The organism is Streptomyces sp. NPDC033966 (assembly GCF_055575955.1).
Genome location: NZ_JBVIRQ010000011.1, coordinates 141,337 through 158,328, shown reverse-complemented (window position 1 = coordinate 158,328; position 16,992 = coordinate 141,337). Strand labels below are relative to the sequence as shown.

Here is a 16,992-nt window from a genome sequence, read left to right as displayed (position 1 = left end):
CCGATCCATCAGCGGCGTCGGCGAACTCCGCGAAGTCCATGTTCGAGATGGTGGGAGAGTGGGGGCCATGGTGTCCGGTGGGGACGGCGAGGCGGGCTTTCGGTTCGGCTGGCGCGGCAGCCACTACCCCGGCATGCCCGTCGAGGACCTGTGGTTGGCGGTCGGCAGGGATCCGGACGGTACCTGGGGCTTCGACGCGTACTTCATCGGACGCGCGCCCCTGCCCGGTGGCGCACCGCGGGCCGCGGCGTTCGCCCGGTGGCTGCTGGCGCCCGCGCCCGAAGGCCGGTACGAGGAGGAGTTCGTGCTGATCGACGGTGAACCGCAGAGCGGATCGCGGCGGCTCGCGGACGGGACCCGGCTCACCGTCGAAATCCTGTTGGGCCGTGAGGAGGCCGACGGCCCCGAGTACCTCCAGGTGCTCCTGTCCGGCGAGATCCACGGTCTCCCCTTCGAGGTGTGCGCACCGCTGGAATGCCGGCGGGTGGTTCGCGCTGAACTCGAAGCCGCCGCGACTCGGCTCCTCGGCCCGCGCGGAACGGCCGACGGGCCGGGTTCGAGGAGGCCTGAAGGCACGTGTTCCCCTGCCGCATCAGGTACGACACTCTCCAGGACGGACGATCCCGCGGAAGGCAGCGAGGACGCGTCCTGACCACCACGCACCGGGGCGCCGGCTTCAGCGGACGTGGTTCTTGAGGATGTCGGTGTCGTCCAGGGTGATGTCCACCGGCGCGGGGATCCGTACGGTGTCGCCGAAGAAGAACGTCTGGGTGTGGTACCTGCCGTTGACCGGGTCGGCGTGCAGGACCAGCGAGCCGTTGTCGCGGTCGATGAGCAGGTAGACCGGGATCTCCTGCTCCGCGTACGCCCGCGGCTTGTCCTGGCGGTCCCGCTGGTCGGTCTTCGCGTCGTACGAGGTGACTTCGAGGACCATGACGACGCCGTCCGCGCCCGCCCACTCCCCCTGGCCCGCGAAGTAGCCCTTGGGGGCGAGGACACCGTCGGGGCGGGCGTTGCCGTTGCCGTACGTCTCCACGCGCAGGCCCTGTTCCGGGTACAGGCGCAGGTCGGGGCGCTGCCGCATGCAGTGCTCCAGCAGCCACATGATGATCTCGCCGTGGTCGCCGTCGGGCACGGGCTTGACTCCCAGTTCTCCGTTGATGAGTTCGAGCTTGACGTCGTGCTGTGCGGCGGCTTCCGCGATGGCCTCGAAGGCCTCGCGGCTCATCTGCGGCCAGTCTCGTGTGATCACGGTGTCCTCCCGGTAGGGCCCTGGCCAGGGTATCCAGCCGCTGTCGACAGCGGGACGTCCCGTACGGTCACGCCGGTCGGCCGGCCGGCCGCTCGCCGGTGGCGCGGGCACGGGCGAGCGGCCGGCCGACGTCGGCCTCAGCGGAGTCGGCGGAGTCGGAGTCGGATTCGGCGGCGGTGGGCCCGCGCGGCTTCGCTCGTCACGACCCCGTTTCCGTGCTCCGGTAGCCGCTGGCCTGCAGGGTGAACATGGCGGCGTAGTCACCGCCGAGCGCCATGAGCTCCTCGTGGGACCCGGACTCGACGATGCGGCCGCCGTCGAAGACGAGGATCCGGTCGCAGTCGACGACGCTGGCGAGCCGGTGTGAGATCAGCACCGTGATCTGGTCCTGGCGCAGCCGGCCGCGCAGCACCGCCTCGTACACGGCGTGCTCGGACGGCGGGTCCATGCTCGCGGTCGGCTCGTCCAGGAGCAGCAGCACCGCCTCCTGGTACAGCCCCCGCCCCACGGCGATCTTCGCCCACTGCCCGCCGGAGAGCTGCTGCCCGCCCTTGAACCGCTTCGACAGCAGCGCCTTCCACTGGCCGGGGAGCGCGGCGATGACCGCGTCGGCACCGGCTGCCCGTGCGGCGGCCAGGGCGCGACGCGGGTCGGCCTCGGTGAGCGTGCCGGCGCCGGCGGTGATGTTCGACTGGGCGCTGAAGGGGAACCGGACGGGGTCCTGCAGCACACAGGCGACCCGCTGGTGCACGGACTGGGCGTCCATCTCGCGTACGTCGACGCCGTCCCAGCTCACGCTGCCCCGCTGCGCCTCGTACAGGCCGGCCAGGAGCTTGGCGCACGTCGACTTCCCCGACCCGTTGAGGCCGACGAACGCCACCGTCTCCCCCGCGCGGAGGGTGAAGGAGACGCCGTTCAGGGCGGGTTCGTCCTTGCCGGGGTAGGTGAAGTGGACGTCGCGGACGGTGATTTCCTCCACCCGGTCCGGCGCCCGCACGTCGGAGGTGCGGGGCAGGAGGCGGCGGCTGCGTTCCTGGACGGCGAGGAGGTCGTCGACCCAGAGGGCGTGCTCGTAGACGAGGTGGGCGACCTCGACGAGCCGGGTGAGGGAGGACTGCCCCGCCTGGATGGCCAGGACGGCGCCGGCGCCCGCGGCCAGCGGCAGCCAGCCGGCGATCAGCATGGCCGCCAGGGCCGCGTAGGTGATGCCGGAGCCGGTCCCGCCCACCGCCCGCCCGGCGAGGTTGAGCAGGGCGGAGCTCACTCCGAGGCGGGTGTCCTCCTCGGCGATCTTGGTGGTCAGGCGGCGGTGCTCGTCGAGCAGGGCGCCCTGGGCGGTGTCGGAGCGCAGCTCGGCGGCCGCGTCCACGTCGAGCAGCAGCCAGGAGAAGACGCGTACGCGGCGTTGCAGCGCGTTCCACCGCTTGAACGAGCGGAACCGGGCCCGCGCGCTGCTCACGGCGGCCACGCCCACCGGCAGGACGGACAGCAACAGCAGCGGGAGGAGGACCGGGTGGAGGACGCCGAGCACGCCGGCGGTGCCGACCAGTCCGAGTGCTGCGGCGGCGAGGGAGACGACCTGCCCGACGATCATGCGGGCGTAGAAGAGCCCCCGGTCGTTGGCGCGGTGGACCTCGTCGTGCCAGTCGGCGTCTTCGACCGCTTCGAGGCGCACGTGCGCGGTGAGGTGGAGGAACTCGCATTCCAGCGCGGTGCGGATCTTGGGTGTGACGCGTGCCTGGGCGACCGCCACGGCCGCCTCGAGCAGGGCCCGGGCGGAGAGGAAGCCGGCGACGAGGACGATCTCGGGGACGGCGGCGCGGACCCGGTCGGGGGTCGGGCCCTCCGCGAACAGGTGCTGGAGGACCCTGACGGAGGCGATCAGGCCGAAGGCCGCCATGGCCGCGGAGGCCAGCTGGCAGGCGACGGCGACGAGGGTGGCCCTGCGGTCCGCCTGCCAGGCGAGCCGGCCGATGAGGGCGGTGATCCGGGGGAGGCGGACGAGCACCTGGCGTACGGTGGCGCTCGCGGCGGCGCCGTCGTGGACGGACCAGTACGCCTCTTCCAGCCCGTCGGTCATGTCCCCGTCCTCCGGCCCGGCGGGCACCGCCGCCGGAGGCAGGGGCAGGGGCAGGGGCGCGGGCGGCGGGGCGGACCGCGGGCCCGGCACGGTGCGGGCCGCCGCCGCTTCGGTGGGCTCGCTCATGCCGCCCACCGCGTATCCGGTCGTACGGCGCGGTGCGCGCGGATGCCGGACCGTTGCGGTTCCGCGGGGCGGGCGGCGGGGGAAGTCCGCCGCCGCTGTTCGAATCCGAGGCGGCAGGGGGCGGGAACGGGTTCGGGATGCACGGCGTCCTCCATCTGGGCGGCCGGTTGGCACTGGTGCTCCAAGAACGCCCCGGTTCTACGCCCGTAACGGCCCCGGAAGGACGAATCCCTCGAACGCGAATACGGACTCGGCGTGCGGGGCAGTAGCCGCCTGCCTGCCCGCTCTTGAACCCACACGTTCGAGTGGTCGCCACCGCCCCACACCCGATCAGGGGCTTGCGCGGCCCGCCGCCCGAGGAAGACCCCGGCACCGTTCGGCCGGGGTCTTCCTCGGCCCGCTCTACTTCACCAGCGGGTGCGCGGAAGTCGGCGGTGCGCCCGTGGCCGTGGGGGTCGGCGCCGGGCTGTACGTGCGGCTGTACGTGGGGCTCGCCGTCGGAGCCGGCGTAGAGGTCGGGACCGGCGTGCATGTGGGGCTCGCGGTGGGAGCCGGCGTGTAGGTCGGCACCGCCGTCGGGCTCGGCACGTACGTCGGGACCGCCGTCGGACTCGGCACGTACGTCGGCGCCGGCGTGTACGTCGGCACGGACGTCGGACTCGGCACGTACGTCGGCGCCGGCGTGTACGTCGGCACGGACGTCGGACTCGGCACGTACGTCGGCACCGCCGTCGGACTCGGCACGTACGTCGGCGCCGGCGTGTACGTCGGCGCCGAGGTCGGGACGGGCGTCGGAGTCGAGGTCGGCACGGGGGCGCGGGTCGGGGTCGGCGGGGTGCACGTGGGGCTCGGTATCGGATCCGGCGTCGTGGAGTCGGCCTGGGCCATGCCGGTCGCGAGTGCGATGCCGGCGACTACGCAGGACACGGCGACGGCAGCCGTGGTCCCACGGACTCGGTGAGTACGCATGTGGGTGGGTCCCCCCTGGTCAACACGGCCGGCACGGTCGCCGACCATGATCCAAAGCCAACACCCTCCCTCCCCGACCCGCAACACGCTCGCCAACACCGCGCCGGAGCAACGCACTTCCACCAGACCCCCGGGAAGCGGGAGCAGGCCGCGCTGGACGTGCGCCGCTGGAGACCGCGGTGAGCTTCACGTACGGGCCGGGGCGTGGACGAGGGCGAGCTCGCGGCCCGTGAGGGGCGGGCCGGTCAGGGGCGGGCGGCGGGGGCCTCGTACGGCTCCCAGCAGGACGCGCGGCCTGGCCAGCGTGGCGAGCGGCGTCTGGAGGGAGGTGACGTCGGTGAGGTCTTTCACCATGGCGAAGCTGCCGCAGCTCGTCGTCACCAGGCGGTCCACGTAGCGGGCCAGGATCCTGTCCCTGCGGGTCGGGCTGCCGCCCCGCACTCCGGGGTAAAAAATGTCCTGCCCCGTGGCCAGGTCCCAGGCCGCGTCGACCCGCTTCGCCATGGCCCGCTGGACCTGCCGTGCCAGATGGGGGGCGTCCACGCCGAGGGCGCGGACCTTCTCCCGGAGGATGGCGGCCGACTGCGCGGCGACGGACATGCCGTGTCCGTACACCGGGTTGAAGGCGGCAAGGGCGTCGCCCAGGACGACGAAGCGCTCGGGCCAGTCCCGCACCTGCTCGTAGTACCGGCGCGTGTTGTGCGTACTCCTGCTGACCGTCACGTCGGTCAGGGGTTCGAGGCGGGAGATGATCTGCCCGACGACGGGATGGCGGAGCCTGCGGGCGAAGGCCTCGAAGTCCTCGGCGTCACCGGCCGGCTCGCCCGCCCTGGTACCCGTCTCCGTGACGATCCACTGGCCGTCCTCGACCGGCAGGATGCTTGCGCTCTGACCCGGGCACCCTCCGCGGGGGTCCGCGTGGACGCTGACGATGGGGAATCCGGCGCTTCCCGCCGGGGCGCGGAAGACACGCGTCGCGTACACGAGGCCGAGGTCCACGGAGCGTTCGGGTACGGGGCGCACGCCCAGGGCCGCCAGGTGCCGGGGGGTGCGCGAGCCCCGCCCGCTCGCGTCGACGACGAAGTCGGCCTCCAATGTGCGGGGGTGGCCGTCCGCGCCGCGGACCCGTACCCCGGTGACCCGGGAGGCACTGCCGGACAGGCCCTCGGCCCGGGAGCGCTGGAGGACGGTCACTCCCCCTCCTGTCAGGACGAGGTCGCGCACGACGGAGTCCAGGAGATCGCGGCTGCACCCGATCACGAAGTGGGTCTCGCGGTCCCAACGCCTGAACCAGCCCTGACCGCTGAGGGCCACCATGCCCGTGGGGACCGGAATGCGGTTCGCTCCGGCGGCCAGCCAGCGGTCGGTGACCCCGGGCAGGAGGGCTTCGGCGGCGCGGGCTCCCCCGCTCCAGAGCATGTGCGCGTGACGCGCCTGGGGCAGTCCCCTGCGCGGAAGCGGCCCGTCCGGCAGCTGGTCGTTCTCGATGACGAGCACTTCGTCGACCGCACCGCGCAGTGCGGCGGCGGCGAGCATCCCGGCCAGGCCGCCGCCGATGACGACGGCGCGCCGTCGCACCGTGCGGACGTCGGCGCGGACCTGGGTGGTCGTCGGCTCGGGCACGTGACTGCTCTCTACGGTCTCAGCGGTCTCTACGGTCTCTGCCCGCCGCCGACGGACGGCACCGTCCCCCGGCGGGCCGGGGCGGCGGATCACTCGGCCCGGCCGGAGCGGGCCGGCGGAACGTCCCTGGAGGCGGGGATTCCAGACGGGACCGGGGACACCGGCTGCCGCACGACGCCTTCGAGCAGCGACATGGCCCGTACCGCGTCGGAGAACCGTACGAGCCCGTCGTCGCTCTCGGTCAGGGACTTGAGGCTGCCGTCACCGTCACCCGCACCGGGCTGGGTGCGCAGGGAATCGAACGCTGCGATGACCAGCGCCGCGCGAGCCGCCACCTCGGGCGTCAGCGCGCCGGGACCTGTTTCGGGCGCCCGCTCGTCCGGCCCCGCGCCGAGTTCGAGGTACGGGGCCAGGAGCCGCAGGCCGTCCCGGATGTCGCAGGTCCGCCGCAGGTGGCGCCTGCTCAGCGACGACCACCAGGGGATGCGCACCAGTTCGTACGGGATCACCTCGCGCATGATCTCCCACAGCGGACCGAGCCGCCTGTAGCGCGAGCGCCGACGCCACCACCCCACCAGACCCTGACCGACGGCGGGCAGGGCGAACCCGACGCATTGCAGCAGAGAGGCCAGGGCGGCCAGGGAGGGGGCCACGGTCGTGCTGACGGCGTCCCAGTCGCGGCCCGCCCACCGGGCGCCTACGGCGAGGAGCTTGAGCACGGCGTAGCCCAGGTTCAGGACTCCTCCGGCGACGATGAGGACGAGCCCGGCACGCAGCAGGCCGGCCACCTCACGGGCCCAGCGGCGGCACAGGACCGACAGCACGACGGTCGCCACCGCGTGTGCCAGAACGTAGAGGACGATCATCTCCCGGATGAACGGCGCGGTGGCGTAGTACGTGTCGAAGTCCCGCAGGCGTTCGTCGGGCGCGTCTCCCAGGGCGAACAGCCCGAGCAGCGCCACGATGACCGCCCCGTAGACGCCGGCACACCAGCGGGTGGCCGTGCGGCGCTGTTCGTCCGGTCCGCCCCGCCACGTCAGCATCAGGATGATGACGCTGGCGCTCCCGGCCGTGACCAGCGCGAAGACCAAGGGAGCGGAGAAGTTGGCGATGCCGGTGAGCCGGTTGACCCAGGACACCGTCGCCGGTGCGGCGAAGAAGAAGACCACGGCGCCCACGGGGATCACGACGCCCACCGAGCGGACCAGGGGGTCGCGCCAGTGGCGTACGAGTTCCGGCACCCTCAGCGCGAAGGACACGAGCAGGAGGGCGGCGGGAAGGTAGTAGTAGAGGTTGCTCATCTCGCCCCCTTCACGACGGGTGCGCCGTACGGCAGCCCTGGACCCGACGCGACCACGTGTTGTAAGCCGGCTGCACGGCCGGGGAGACGCGTGGCCGCGGGCCACTCCCCCGCGTGCCGGCGGCCGTGCCCGAGCTCCGGGTCGCGCGGGTCGTGCCCGGTGATGACGATCTGGTGTCCGGCCACGTTCCGCTGTCCCACGAGGGCGCCGACCGACTGCCGAACATCCGGCTGCTTGAACACGCTTCTCCCCAATGCCCCTGTCCGCGCGAGGCGGGCGTTCGCGCCCCGGCGGATTCCACACGACCGGCCTGCCCGGCGCCCCCGCACGCGGCCGGCCGCTTCACATACCCTCCGCGCCACGGCGCCTCGACGCCACGACACTTCGACGCTTCGACGCCTCAGCGCGCGCCGCCGGCCGGCCCCTGCTCCCCCTCGGCCGCACGCTCGTCCATGTAGTTGTCGAGCCACTCCAGCAGCCTGGTGCGCCCCTGATCGGGCAGCAGGGCAGCGCGCAGGGCGATGCCGTCGACACCGTGCCGCTCGTACAGACTCGGCCGGCGGGCGCCGGCCAGGGCCTTCGTCAGGCCGCGCTCGCTGTGCTCCTGGTACTCCTGGAGCAGCGACTTCTCCACGACGGCCAGCGCGCAGCTCAGTGCCTCGGTGTCCTCCGACTGGAGGAAGCCCGCCGGCCGCCCGAAGAACCGCTCCAGCCTCGCGCAGTGGTCCATCGTCGGCCGGCGGTCTCCGCCGAGCAGTGCCTGCACCTGCTGCCGGGAGATACCGCTCTGCCGGGCGATCTCGCCGTGCGAGAACTTCCGGCCGTTCTCCTTGAGGTACGTCTCGTGGAGGAGGTCCAGCCGCTGCCGGAACCTCTCGTGGATGTCCGGCTCGCCGGCCGAACGCCCCTGGAGGAGCGCCCGTACGACGTCGTGGGGAACCCCGGAGGCGAAGTGCAGTTCCTCCGGATCCAGCACGTCGTCACGGCTCCGGCCGAGCTTGGCCGCCAGGTCGACGACGCGCTCCACGGCCTCGGCCAACTGCGAGGCGGCCGCCGCGGATACGGAGAAGGCTGCTGTCACCGGCTTGTCTCCCGAAGTCGCGCAGGACGGATCACCCCGGAATTCCGGGGAGGCAGTGCCACTGGAGCAGCGGCGACCGCAACTGCCATCCGATGCTGCCACAACAGTGGCAGGTACTCATAGGTCTCCGGCCGGACTGCCACAGTAGTGGCAGGTAGCTGCCGGTCTGCGGGTCTGCCGGTCTGCTCATCTGCCGGTCTACCGGTCTACCGGTCTGCGGGTCTGCCGTCCGGTGGCGCGGCTCTCACGCGATGCGGCGGGAGGGGTCCTGGCCGGGCAGGGCGGCGGCCTTCCGTTCGGCATCGCTCAGCGGGGGCCCCTGCAAGTGCGGCTCCTTCGCGCCGAAGAGCATGGGAACCAGCACGTCGCGGGAGAACAGCCGCGTCGCGGGCTTCTCCAGGCTCATGACGTCCAGCAGGGCGCCGAGCGCCCGGGGGCTGCGGGCGGCCGTCTCGACGGCGCGGTCGACGAACCGGGTGAGGAACCGCTCGACGGCCCTGGGCGGTGTGGCGCTGGCACCGGGGTAGTTGGCGTCCTGGCCCACGGCCAGGTCCCACGCGCCGGAGACGGGCCGGGCCGCGGCGCGTTGCACGCGGCGGGCCGTGCCGGGGGCGGTGAGGCCGGTGGAAGCCAGTACGTCCCTCAGGGCCAGGGCGCACTGTGCGGCCACGGTGAGGCCGTGCCCGTAGACGGGGTTGTAGCCGGCGACGGCGTCACCCAGCACGACGAATCCGTCGGGCCAGTCCTTCATCTTCTCGTAGTAGCGGCGCTGGTTGGCGGTGCTGCGCGTGGTCACGACGTCGCCCAGGGGCTCGGCGTCCTTGATGAGCTCGCCGATGACGGGGTCGCCCAGGCCCAGGGCGAAGCCGGCGAAGGCGTCGGGGTCCTTCGTGGGTTCGCCGCCGCGGGAGCCGGAGAGGGTGACGATCCACCGGCCGTCCTCGACGGGGAGGATGATGCCGCCCTGACCGGGGGCCTTCGCAGGGTTGGCCTGTACGTTGACCAGCGGGAAGCCCTCCCCGGCCGTCCCGGGGGACCGGAAGGCCCGGGTGGCGTAGGCGACGCCCGCGTCGACCTGACGCTCGGTGACGAGGGGCAGGCCGAGGACCTCGAGCCAGGCCGGGGCGCGCGATCCGCGTCCGGAGGCGTCGACGACCAGGTCGGCGGAGAGGATCCGCGTCCCGGTGCCGATCCGCGCGCTGACCCCCGTGACGCGGCCCGCTCCGCCGTTGAAGCCTTCGAGACCTTCGAGACCTTCGACGGCGGAGTTCTCGTGGACGGTGATGCGGCCGTCGCGCAGGACGCGCTCGCGCAGGACGTGGTCGAGGAGGTTGCGCGAGCACACGAGGTTGCGGTGGTGGGTGCTGTCGAAGCGGCGGAACCAGACCTCGTTCGGGGCCCGGGAAACCATGTCACCCATGATGTGGACCAGCCGGCCGCCCTGGGCGACGACGCTGTCGACGAAGCCGGGGAGGAGTTCCTCGAAGGCCCGGACGCCGCCGCTCCAGACGAGGTGTGCGTGGCGGGCCTGTGGCACCCCTCTCCGGTCCTCGGGGCCGGCGGGCAGCGTGTCGCGCTCGATGATCGTGACGTCGGCGGACTCGGCGAGGACGGAGGCGGCGAAGAGCCCGGCGGCGCCGGCGCCGATCACGAGGGCAGTGGGCCGACCGGAGCTGGCTGTGTGTGACATGTGGTGCTTTCTGTAGGGCCGCCTACCGGCCCGGCGGACCCTTACGGCGGACCGGTACGGCTGACCGCGCGCGAGCTGCCGTCAGCGACCAGCGCGTCGGGGCGCCGAGAAGTCTCGGACGGTAACTCCACGGGCGCGTCCCGGGAATGACGTTCGGCCTGCCGAGTTAAATGTAGACACCATACGTGCAATGGCCAATGTTTTGCGGCCGCTCAACGTTCACCGAGGGCCCTCCTCACCGGCGCCTGCCCCGGCGGGCTCCGGGCGGGACGGGTTCCAGAGCCGGTCGGCCTCGCCGCGGGCGATGTGCTCCTCGTAGATCCGCACCTTGTACCGCATCACGTCCAGGGTCTCCCGCAACTCCTGGATCTGCGCCTCCACGTAGCTCTCGTGCCGGCGCAGCAGTTCCAGCCGCTCGTGTTCGTTGCCGGGGCCCTGACGGGCCAGTTCGACGTACTGCCGGATCATCTGCAGCGGCATGCCGGAGGAGCGGAGCCTGGTGCAGACCGCCAGCCACTGCACGTCCTCCTCGTGGTAGACGCGACGGCCGTTGGACAGGCGGCGCACCGGGTTGGCGAACAGGCCCTCCCGCTCGTAGAACCGCAGCGCGTGCACGCTCAGCCCGCTGCGCCGCGCCACTTCACCGATGCTCAAGTCCACGAGTGACCCCCGTCACATAGCTGTTGATCTAGACCCGACTCTAGCTCCTAGCCTCGGACCATCAGCCAGTCGGACGATCGGATTGTGGGAGAACATGGGCGTTTGGTTCGTCACCGGGGCATCGCGCGGGCTCGGCGCGGAGATCACTCGTGAGGCACTGGGCCGGGGGCACAGCGTCATCGCCACGGCGAGGGACGCTTCGGCGCTGCTCAAGGCGTTCCCGGAGAAGCCGGACGGGTTGCTGGCGGTGAACGCGGACGTGACCCGGCCGGAGCAGCTGGCGGCCGCGGTGGAGGCCGGTCTGGCGCGGTTCGGCCGGATCGACGTCGTCGTCAACAACGCCGGGTACGGTCTCGTGGGCGCGATCGAGGAGACCTCCGACGAGGCCGCCCGGGACCTCTTCGACGTCAACGTGTTCGGCGTGCTCAACACGCTGCGGGCGACCCTGCCGACCTTGCGCGCCCAGCGGTCGGGACACGTCGTGAACATCGGCTCCGTGGGCGGCTTCGCCACCGCACCGGCGGTCGGCCTGTACGGCGCGTCGAAGTTCGCCCTCGAAGGCATCTCCGAGGCACTGCACGGCGAGCTCGCACCGCTCGGCATCCACGTCACGATCATCGAGCCGGGCGGCTTCCGCACCGACTTCCTCAGCGGCTCCAGCATCCGCGTCGAGCCGGCGGCCATCCCCGACTACGCCGTCGGCGCCGGACCGGTGCGCGAGGCGCTGGCCGCGAACGACGGCCTCCAGCCGGGCGACCCGGCGAAGGGAGCCAAGGCCATCGTCGACGTCACCGAGGCCGCCGAGCCGCCGCTGCGCCTCCAGCTGGGCGCGGACGCGGTCGAACGCGTCGAGGCGAAGCTGGACCTGGTACGACGTGAACTCGACCAGTGGCGCCACACGGCCCTCTCCACCGCCATCTGAGGAGGCCGTGCCTCCGCGTGCCGGCCGTTCGGCGCGCGGCAGCGCCGGGCCGCCGCCGGTGGCCGCGATCGCCACCGTCACGGCTCCGTACGCGCGTGCCCGCGAAGCGGGGCTGCGAAGCGGGGCGCCGCTGGGCAGGCACCGACAACCGGTCCCACACCGGAGGACCGGGTCCGCGGACCGGGTCCGCGACGACGAGACACTGCTCGCAGGAGCCCTCAGCCAAGGGCGACGACCGGGCCTTCACCCGATCCCGCCTGAAACCCGAGCATGCGCAGGGCGTCGGCCGCCGCAGGCGACATCATGGAGTCCCGCAGGTCCGCCAGGGGGATCCAGCTCACCGCGTCAGTCGAACCGTCGGCCTCGGCCACCGCCACCCCCGCCTTGAGTTCGACGGCGTAGAACAGCGCGGTGAGGTTCCAGCTCACGCCTCGCCGCTGGACCGCGTATGTCCGTGCGTCGAGCAGTCGCGCGGCAGCGAGTCCGAGTCCCGTCTCCTCCCGGAGCTCACGGGCCAGGGTCTCCACGGGCTGCTCGCCCGGATCGATTCCGCCGCCCGGCAGGTGCCACAGTCCTGGGGTGAAGACCGGTGACTCGTCCGACAGGCGGGCCAAGAGCAGCCGATCGTTCTCCACCGCGATGGCGTACACCGAAACGCGAGTCCGTACGTGAGCGTCCACAGCCATGGTTCCTGCTTCCAGTCGGGGAGTTCCTCGCCAACACGGCGGCGGTGGTGGCTGCTCCGACGCCGTGATCACACCAGCCACAGCGGGATCATTCCACTGCGGCCGCCCCCTCCAGCCGGTGGGGGAGGGACCCCGAAGCGAAGGCGAGGATGTCGCCGACCGCTTCGCGCAAGGTGCCGAAATGGCGGTGCACGCCGTCCACCGCCGCCGGGGTGTTGACGCCCCACACCGTCATCCCGGCACGCAGCCCGGCCTGCACCCCGGAGGGGGCGTCCTCGATGACCAGGCAGTCCTGCGGCCGGGCCCCGAGCCGTGCGGCGGCCTGCAGATACGGCACCGGCGACGGCTTGCCTTCCTCCACGGCGGCCGCGTCCACCACGACCTCCGGGACCGGCAAGTCCGTCCGTGCGAAACGGCCGCGCACTCGGTGCTCATAGTTGGACGTGACCAGCGCCCAGGTCCCGGGCTGCAAAGCGCTGAGCAGTTCCGGGGCACCGTCGAAAGCCGCGTAGACCCCGGTGCGGACGTCCTCGTCCTCCAACTCGTGCAATGCGGCAAGGCACTTCTGAGGATCCCGGTCCGGAGCGATCTGCGCGAAGGTCTCCATCGGCCGGGTCCGCAGCGCCACTCGATAGACCTCATCAGGGTCCAGCCCGTATCGCTCCGCCCACGTTCGCCAGACCAGGCGCTGATTGTCCAGGGCATCGATCAACGTGCCATCGACATCAAACAGGACGTACCTCATGCCGCCGGACGGGCGGGGTTCACTGATCACGTGCCGATCATGCCATCAGGCCCCGAACGGCCCCTGTTGCTGCCGCCCGGCCACACGGCGGCGCGGAGCTGGACCTGGCGACGTCCGGCACCGCGCCGCAGGCCCCGTCAGCCGGGGAAGGAGAAGTAGAGCGCCTCGCTGTAGAAGGACGCGAAGTGCCGTTGCCAGTCGGCTCGGACCGAGGCCAGCCAGTCGTCGTCCTGGCCGGCGATCGCCGCCTCGGCCTTGGCGACGGCGTCGGGGATGTCCGCGGACACCAGACGCCGCACGCTCGCCGCCGGATCGTCGCCCGACATGGAGACGATCTCCCCGGTCTCCAGGACGAAGTACTTCGCCTGCTGCTTCTCCAGGTGGGCCGTGGTCCTGGCAACACATCCGGCGAACTCGGCGTCGTCCTCCAGGCCCTTGCCGACCGCGCGCAGGAGGTCGAGGAGCAGGGCCGCCCCGCCGGCGTAGTCCGCGGCGATGCCGATCGGCGGGTTCCAGATCATGGACGGGACGATCGTCGTTCCGCGCCCCGCCATGAGCTTGTGCGCGAGCGGGATGTCCCCGTTGTGCTCGGATATGCATCGGATCTGCTCGGGGATCTCTGCCTCGCTCGGCATCGAGTCTGCGGAGTAGAGATATGAACGGTTTGCCATGGTGGCGACGCTAACACCGGGGACCGACAACGCCGGCGCCGTCGGACTCCCGGCGCGGTCCGGGCAAGGCGGCCGGCCCGCACGCATCACCCGGACACGACGTCCTGGGCCGCGTCCCCGCGCAGCCTCTTCCAGGCGGCCGGGCAAGCGCCAGCCCCCAGGACGAACAACCCGTACCCCGCACGGGGGAGACGCCTCGCGGCAGCCCGATCAGACGATGATCACAAGTGGGTGACCGGATGGTGACGCGTCGTCAGTGCCGTCTGCTTTCATGGGTCAGTTGCGCGGGGAGCGCGACGCGACCGCCGAGGGGGATGTGGCTGTGCCCTGGATCAACACGTACGTGAAGTCGGACGGCACCAAGGTCAGCGGCCATCTCCGGCTCCCTCCGGGGGCCCGGCGGGAGACCGCCGTACTGGGCCTGATCGTGGCCGGGGTCATCGTCTTCGGCAACAGCCCCACAACGGGCGCGGGGCAGGGGTTACCCCAGCCCCAGCCGGCCGCGACCTCGACCTCGACCTCGACCTCGATCTATCCGATCAAGTGGCCCGCCTGGGAGAACCAGCCGGCACCCCGGCCGGAGCCCACGGTCTCGTATCCGATCGTCTTCCCCAGCCCGGTGAGCGGCCGGTGACCCGGCGCCCGCCCGCGAGGCGCCGCAGGCGCGGTGGCAGCGCACGGCGTCGCCAGGGCACCGGCTCGGAGGTGCTGTGGACGGTCGGTCTGGCGGCCGCGGTGGCCTTCAGCCTGATCGCGGCGCTCCTGTCATGGCTGGCCGCCCATCCCTGGGTGCTGGTCCTGATCTCGGTGGCCGCGCTCGGCGCCGGCTGGCTGTGGCTGCGGCGGCGGCAGGAAGCCGCCCGATGGAACCGGGTCCGGGCCCAAGGGCTGCGCTACGCCGTCGAGCACCTCGACGGCCTCCACTACGACGACTTCGAGTTCGCCGTGCGGGACCTCATGCACCGCGACGGTTGCTCCGACGCGGAGAAGGTCGGAGGGCGGGGCGACAACGGCGCGGACGTGAAGGCCACCGATCCCTATGGACGCCGCTGGGTGATCCAGTGCAAGCACCGCAAGGCCGGCTGGTCCGGATCCGCGGTCGGCACCCCTGACCTCCAGGTCCTCAACGGCACCGGCCGGCAGGTCCACGGCGGGGACGTCCTGGTGATGCTCACCAACGGCCGGTTCTCCGGCCCCGCCCACGACTTCGCCAAGTCCCAGAAGCTCCACCTCGTCGACCGCCACCTGCTCGCCCAGTGGGCCGGCGGGTCCCGCCCCTTGTGGGAACTCCTGCGTGCCGTACCGCCGCCCCGGAAGCCCACGCCCCTCTCGTAGGCGGCTGCGGACGGTCCCGGTCGGTGCGGGGCGGCCGTACTGGGCGGCGGTACGGGCGGCGGTCATGTCCGTGAGCCGTGGGGTGGCGAGCAGCCGGTTGCAGCGGTCGCGTCACGTGCCCGCTGGAGGTCGGGGCCCCACCAGTGAGCGGGATGACGCGTCTGCGGTACCGGGGGCGGGCGGGACGCGGGATAATCGGGGCATGGTCACGCCGTACTCCCCCACCCCCGGCCCGTCGGCGGCCGAGGTGCTGCGCGCCCGGTACGCGGGCAGGCTGCCCGCCGCCCTCGATGAGCTCTGCGGGCCCGAGCACGGCGTGGTCGAGCTGCCACTGCACGTCGCCTGGTCCGGGCTGCGCACCTACGACCTGGACCGGCCGCGCCTGCGGATGGGCCTGTACCGCACCGTCCTGGCCGAGGGGCAGCACGAGGACCTGGTCAAGCTCCTCAACCGGGACCTGCTCGCCGCCCAGTGGCCGGTCCTGCGCACGCTGGTCAGCCGGCACGTCCGGCAGGTCTGGGAGGAAACCTTCCCCGAGCTGGCGCCGGCGCCGGCGGCCGGGTCCGCGGCGGCGTGAAGCTCAGCGGTCTGCACCGCCGGCTCCTGGACGCCGTGATCGACATCGGCTCCCCGTACCCCCTCGTCCTCGCCGGCGGGTACGCCGTCCAGGCCCACGGCCTGGTCGAACGCGTCAGCCAGGACCTCGACGTCGCCACCGAGAACCCCGCCCCCATGGCCGACATCGCCGCCGGCCTGGAGCGCGGCCTGGCCGCACGCGGCTGGCGCGTGGAGACCATCGGGGTGGACCCGCTCTCGGCCCGCCTTGTGGTCACCGATCCCGCCACCGGCGAGCGCTGCGAGGTCGACGTCCTCAAGGAGCACTTCTGGACCCCGCCGGCCCGGACCGAGTACGGGCCCGTCCTCGCCCTCGACTCGGTCATCGGCACGAAGGTCCGGGCCTTGGCCGACCGCGGCACCGCACGCGATCTCATCGACGTCCACGCGGCCTCCCGGCACCGCACCCGCGGCGAACTCGAACGGCTCGGCGAACGCCACGGCCGCGACGAGTTCCGCCTCGCCGACCTCCGCGACCGGCTCGTCGGCGCGGAATGGACCGACGACGACGAGTTCACCGCCTACGGCCTCACCGCACCCGAGACGGCCGCCCTCCGCGCGTGGGCGCTGGACTGGGCCACCGATCTCGACCGCCGCCTCCAGGGCGACGAGGTCTGAACGGGAACCCCCGCCGAGACCCTTCAGTCCCTACCGGTTCGTGCAGGTCAGAGCACCGGCCGGGGCGGCCCAGGGACTGAAGGGACCGAGTTTTCGATTTACGTGCGTACGGTCGGGCGGAACCGCGTCAGGCGACGGTGCGCGTGGCGGCGCCCGCGGCTCCGCGCTGGGAGCGCTCCGTCTTCATGCCGACGTGCCGCGGTTCGACCGTGCGGGGGTCCACCGCCTCGCCGGGGGCTCCGGCCCGGTACAGGCCGTCCGGTTCCGCGTCGCGGTCGTGCGGCAGCAGGTAGAACACCCGGCGCTTCTGGAGCCCGCTGTCGGGGTCGGCCTCCGCGCTGTCGCAGAGCTCGGCGAAGCCGACCATGCGGCCGTCGCGGTAGTAGCGGGGCTTGCCGCGCCTGCGCGGGGTCTTGTCGAGGGCCTGGCGTACGTAGTCGAGCTGCGCGGGGTCTTCCAGCCACACCACCTTGTCCTCGTGGGTGAGATCGCTTGCTTGAAGTAGCGAGCTCATGGCCTTGGTCCCTTCTCGGTCTGACGACGTACCTGTTGCGCGGTCCGGACTGACCACGCTACCGGGCGCCGGGCACTGGCTATCGCGGTGTGCGGGGCGGCGCC

Annotated in this window: 18 protein-coding genes; 7 read left to right on the top strand and 11 right to left on the bottom strand. The window is 72.5% G+C overall.

Annotated elements, in window-relative coordinates:
- The first annotated feature begins 67 nt into the window (after positions 1–67).
- Complete coding sequence (locus ACZ518_RS28665) at positions 68–652, top strand: hypothetical protein (protein ID WP_469115896.1); 585 nt, start codon at positions 68–70, stop codon at positions 650–652.
- Positions 653–676: 24 nt separating this feature from the next.
- Here the strand turns inward: ACZ518_RS28665 and ACZ518_RS28660 are convergent, their stop codons facing one another.
- Both ACZ518_RS28660 and ACZ518_RS28655 read right to left on the bottom strand, forming a co-directional pair.
- The gene (locus ACZ518_RS28660; protein ID WP_469115895.1) at positions 677–1,252 is read right to left on the bottom strand and encodes a Uma2 family endonuclease; all 576 of its coding nucleotides are present in this window, start codon (positions 1,250–1,252) and stop codon (positions 677–679) included.
- 199 nt (positions 1,253–1,451) lie between these two features.
- On the bottom strand, positions 1,452–3,458 hold the full coding sequence (locus ACZ518_RS28655) for an ATP-binding cassette domain-containing protein (RefSeq protein WP_469115894.1): 2,007 nt from the start codon (positions 3,456–3,458) through the stop codon (positions 1,452–1,454).
- A gap of 634 nt (positions 3,459–4,092) precedes the next feature.
- On the opposite strand from ACZ518_RS28655, the gene ACZ518_RS28650 reads away from it, so the two are divergent.
- The gene (locus tag ACZ518_RS28650) at positions 4,093–4,419 is read left to right on the top strand and encodes a hypothetical protein (protein ID WP_469115893.1); all 327 of its coding nucleotides are present in this window, start codon (positions 4,093–4,095) and stop codon (positions 4,417–4,419) included.
- 194 nt (positions 4,420–4,613) lie between these two features.
- Here ACZ518_RS28650 and ACZ518_RS28645 read toward each other — a convergent pair whose 3' ends face one another.
- The 5 genes from ACZ518_RS28645 to ACZ518_RS28625 form a co-directional block, all read right to left on the bottom strand.
- On the bottom strand, positions 4,614–5,963 hold the full coding sequence (locus ACZ518_RS28645; RefSeq protein WP_469116007.1) for an FAD-dependent oxidoreductase: 1,350 nt from the start codon (positions 5,961–5,963) through the stop codon (positions 4,614–4,616).
- Between the two features lie 176 nt (positions 5,964–6,139).
- Positions 6,140–7,351: an MAB_1171c family putative transporter gene (locus ACZ518_RS28640; RefSeq protein ID WP_469115892.1), complete on the bottom strand. Its 1,212-nt coding sequence runs from the start codon at positions 7,349–7,351 to the stop codon at positions 6,140–6,142.
- Between the two features lie 400 nt (positions 7,352–7,751).
- Complete coding sequence (locus ACZ518_RS28635) at positions 7,752–8,432, bottom strand: helix-turn-helix transcriptional regulator (protein WP_469115891.1); 681 nt, start codon at positions 8,430–8,432, stop codon at positions 7,752–7,754.
- Positions 8,433–8,676: 244 nt separating this feature from the next.
- Positions 8,677–10,122, bottom strand: a complete 1,446-nt coding sequence (locus ACZ518_RS28630) for an FAD-dependent oxidoreductase (RefSeq protein ID WP_469115890.1) — start codon at positions 10,120–10,122, stop codon at positions 8,677–8,679.
- 219 nt (positions 10,123–10,341) lie between these two features.
- A complete protein-coding gene (locus tag ACZ518_RS28625; protein WP_469115889.1) occupies positions 10,342–10,782 on the bottom strand; it encodes a MerR family transcriptional regulator in 441 nt (146 codons plus the stop codon).
- A 94-nt stretch (positions 10,783–10,876) separates the two neighbouring features.
- Here ACZ518_RS28625 and ACZ518_RS28620 point away from each other — a divergent pair, with 94 nt between their 5' ends.
- On the top strand, positions 10,877–11,704 hold the full coding sequence (locus tag ACZ518_RS28620) for an oxidoreductase (RefSeq protein WP_469115888.1): 828 nt from the start codon (positions 10,877–10,879) through the stop codon (positions 11,702–11,704).
- 218 nt (positions 11,705–11,922) lie between these two features.
- Here ACZ518_RS28620 and ACZ518_RS28615 read toward each other — a convergent pair whose 3' ends face one another.
- The 3 genes from ACZ518_RS28615 to ACZ518_RS28605 form a co-directional block, all read right to left on the bottom strand.
- Positions 11,923–12,354, bottom strand: a complete 432-nt coding sequence (locus tag ACZ518_RS28615; protein ID WP_469115887.1) for an NUDIX hydrolase — start codon at positions 12,352–12,354, stop codon at positions 11,923–11,925.
- A gap of 124 nt (positions 12,355–12,478) precedes the next feature.
- Complete coding sequence (locus ACZ518_RS28610) at positions 12,479–13,165, bottom strand: HAD family hydrolase (protein ID WP_469115886.1); 687 nt, start codon at positions 13,163–13,165, stop codon at positions 12,479–12,481.
- A 107-nt stretch (positions 13,166–13,272) separates the two neighbouring features.
- Positions 13,273–13,806, bottom strand: a complete 534-nt coding sequence (locus ACZ518_RS28605; protein ID WP_469115885.1) for a DUF7822 domain-containing protein — start codon at positions 13,804–13,806, stop codon at positions 13,273–13,275.
- A gap of 322 nt (positions 13,807–14,128) precedes the next feature.
- On the opposite strand from ACZ518_RS28605, the gene ACZ518_RS28600 reads away from it, so the two are divergent.
- The 4 genes from ACZ518_RS28600 (at position 14,129) to ACZ518_RS28585 (ending at position 16,374) form a co-directional block, all read left to right on the top strand.
- A complete protein-coding gene (locus ACZ518_RS28600) occupies positions 14,129–14,440 on the top strand; it encodes a hypothetical protein (RefSeq protein ID WP_469115884.1) in 312 nt (103 codons plus the stop codon).
- Positions 14,437–15,141 (top strand): restriction endonuclease, encoded by a 705-nt coding sequence (locus ACZ518_RS28595; RefSeq protein WP_469115883.1) that lies wholly within the window; start codon positions 14,437–14,439, stop codon positions 15,139–15,141. Before ACZ518_RS28600 ends, ACZ518_RS28595 begins: the two co-directional genes overlap by 4 nt.
- A 202-nt stretch (positions 15,142–15,343) precedes the next feature.
- Complete coding sequence (locus ACZ518_RS28590) at positions 15,344–15,718, top strand: hypothetical protein (protein WP_469115882.1); 375 nt, start codon at positions 15,344–15,346, stop codon at positions 15,716–15,718.
- Complete coding sequence (locus tag ACZ518_RS28585) at positions 15,715–16,374, top strand: nucleotidyl transferase AbiEii/AbiGii toxin family protein (RefSeq protein WP_469115881.1); 660 nt, start codon at positions 15,715–15,717, stop codon at positions 16,372–16,374. The genes ACZ518_RS28590 and ACZ518_RS28585 overlap by 4 nt, the downstream gene beginning before the upstream one ends.
- A gap of 127 nt (positions 16,375–16,501) precedes the next feature.
- Here the strand turns inward: ACZ518_RS28585 and ACZ518_RS28580 are convergent, their stop codons facing one another.
- Entirely contained in the window at positions 16,502–16,888 is a 387-nt protein-coding gene (locus ACZ518_RS28580; RefSeq protein WP_042804613.1) for a DUF6009 family protein, read from the bottom strand.
- Between the last annotated feature and the right edge of the window lie 104 nt (positions 16,889–16,992).

Excerpts from the sequence above, each read along its gene's own strand:
- ACZ518_RS28655 (WP_469115894.1), bottom strand. The coding sequence starts at position 3,458 with ATGAGCGAGCCCACCGAAGCGGCGGCGGCCCGCACCGTGCCGGGCCCG.
- ACZ518_RS28630 (WP_469115890.1), bottom strand. The coding sequence starts at position 10,122 with ATGTCACACACAGCCAGCTCCGGTCGGCCCACTGCCCTCGTGATCGGC.
- ACZ518_RS28620 (WP_469115888.1), top strand. The coding sequence starts at position 10,877 with ATGGGCGTTTGGTTCGTCACCGGGGCATCGCGCGGGCTCGGCGCGGAG.
- ACZ518_RS28580 (WP_042804613.1), bottom strand. The coding sequence starts at position 16,888 with ATGAGCTCGCTACTTCAAGCAAGCGATCTCACCCACGAGGACAAGGTG.
- ACZ518_RS28590 (WP_469115882.1), top strand. The coding sequence starts at position 15,344 with ATGGTCACGCCGTACTCCCCCACCCCCGGCCCGTCGGCGGCCGAGGTG.
- ACZ518_RS28665 (WP_469115896.1), top strand. The coding sequence starts at position 68 with ATGGTGTCCGGTGGGGACGGCGAGGCGGGCTTTCGGTTCGGCTGGCGC.
- ACZ518_RS28640 (WP_469115892.1), bottom strand. The coding sequence starts at position 7,351 with ATGAGCAACCTCTACTACTACCTTCCCGCCGCCCTCCTGCTCGTGTCC.
- ACZ518_RS28645 (WP_469116007.1), bottom strand. The coding sequence starts at position 5,963 with ATGCTCGCCGCCGCCGCACTGCGCGGTGCGGTCGACGAAGTGCTCGTC.
- ACZ518_RS28605 (WP_469115885.1), bottom strand. The coding sequence starts at position 13,806 with ATGGCAAACCGTTCATATCTCTACTCCGCAGACTCGATGCCGAGCGAG.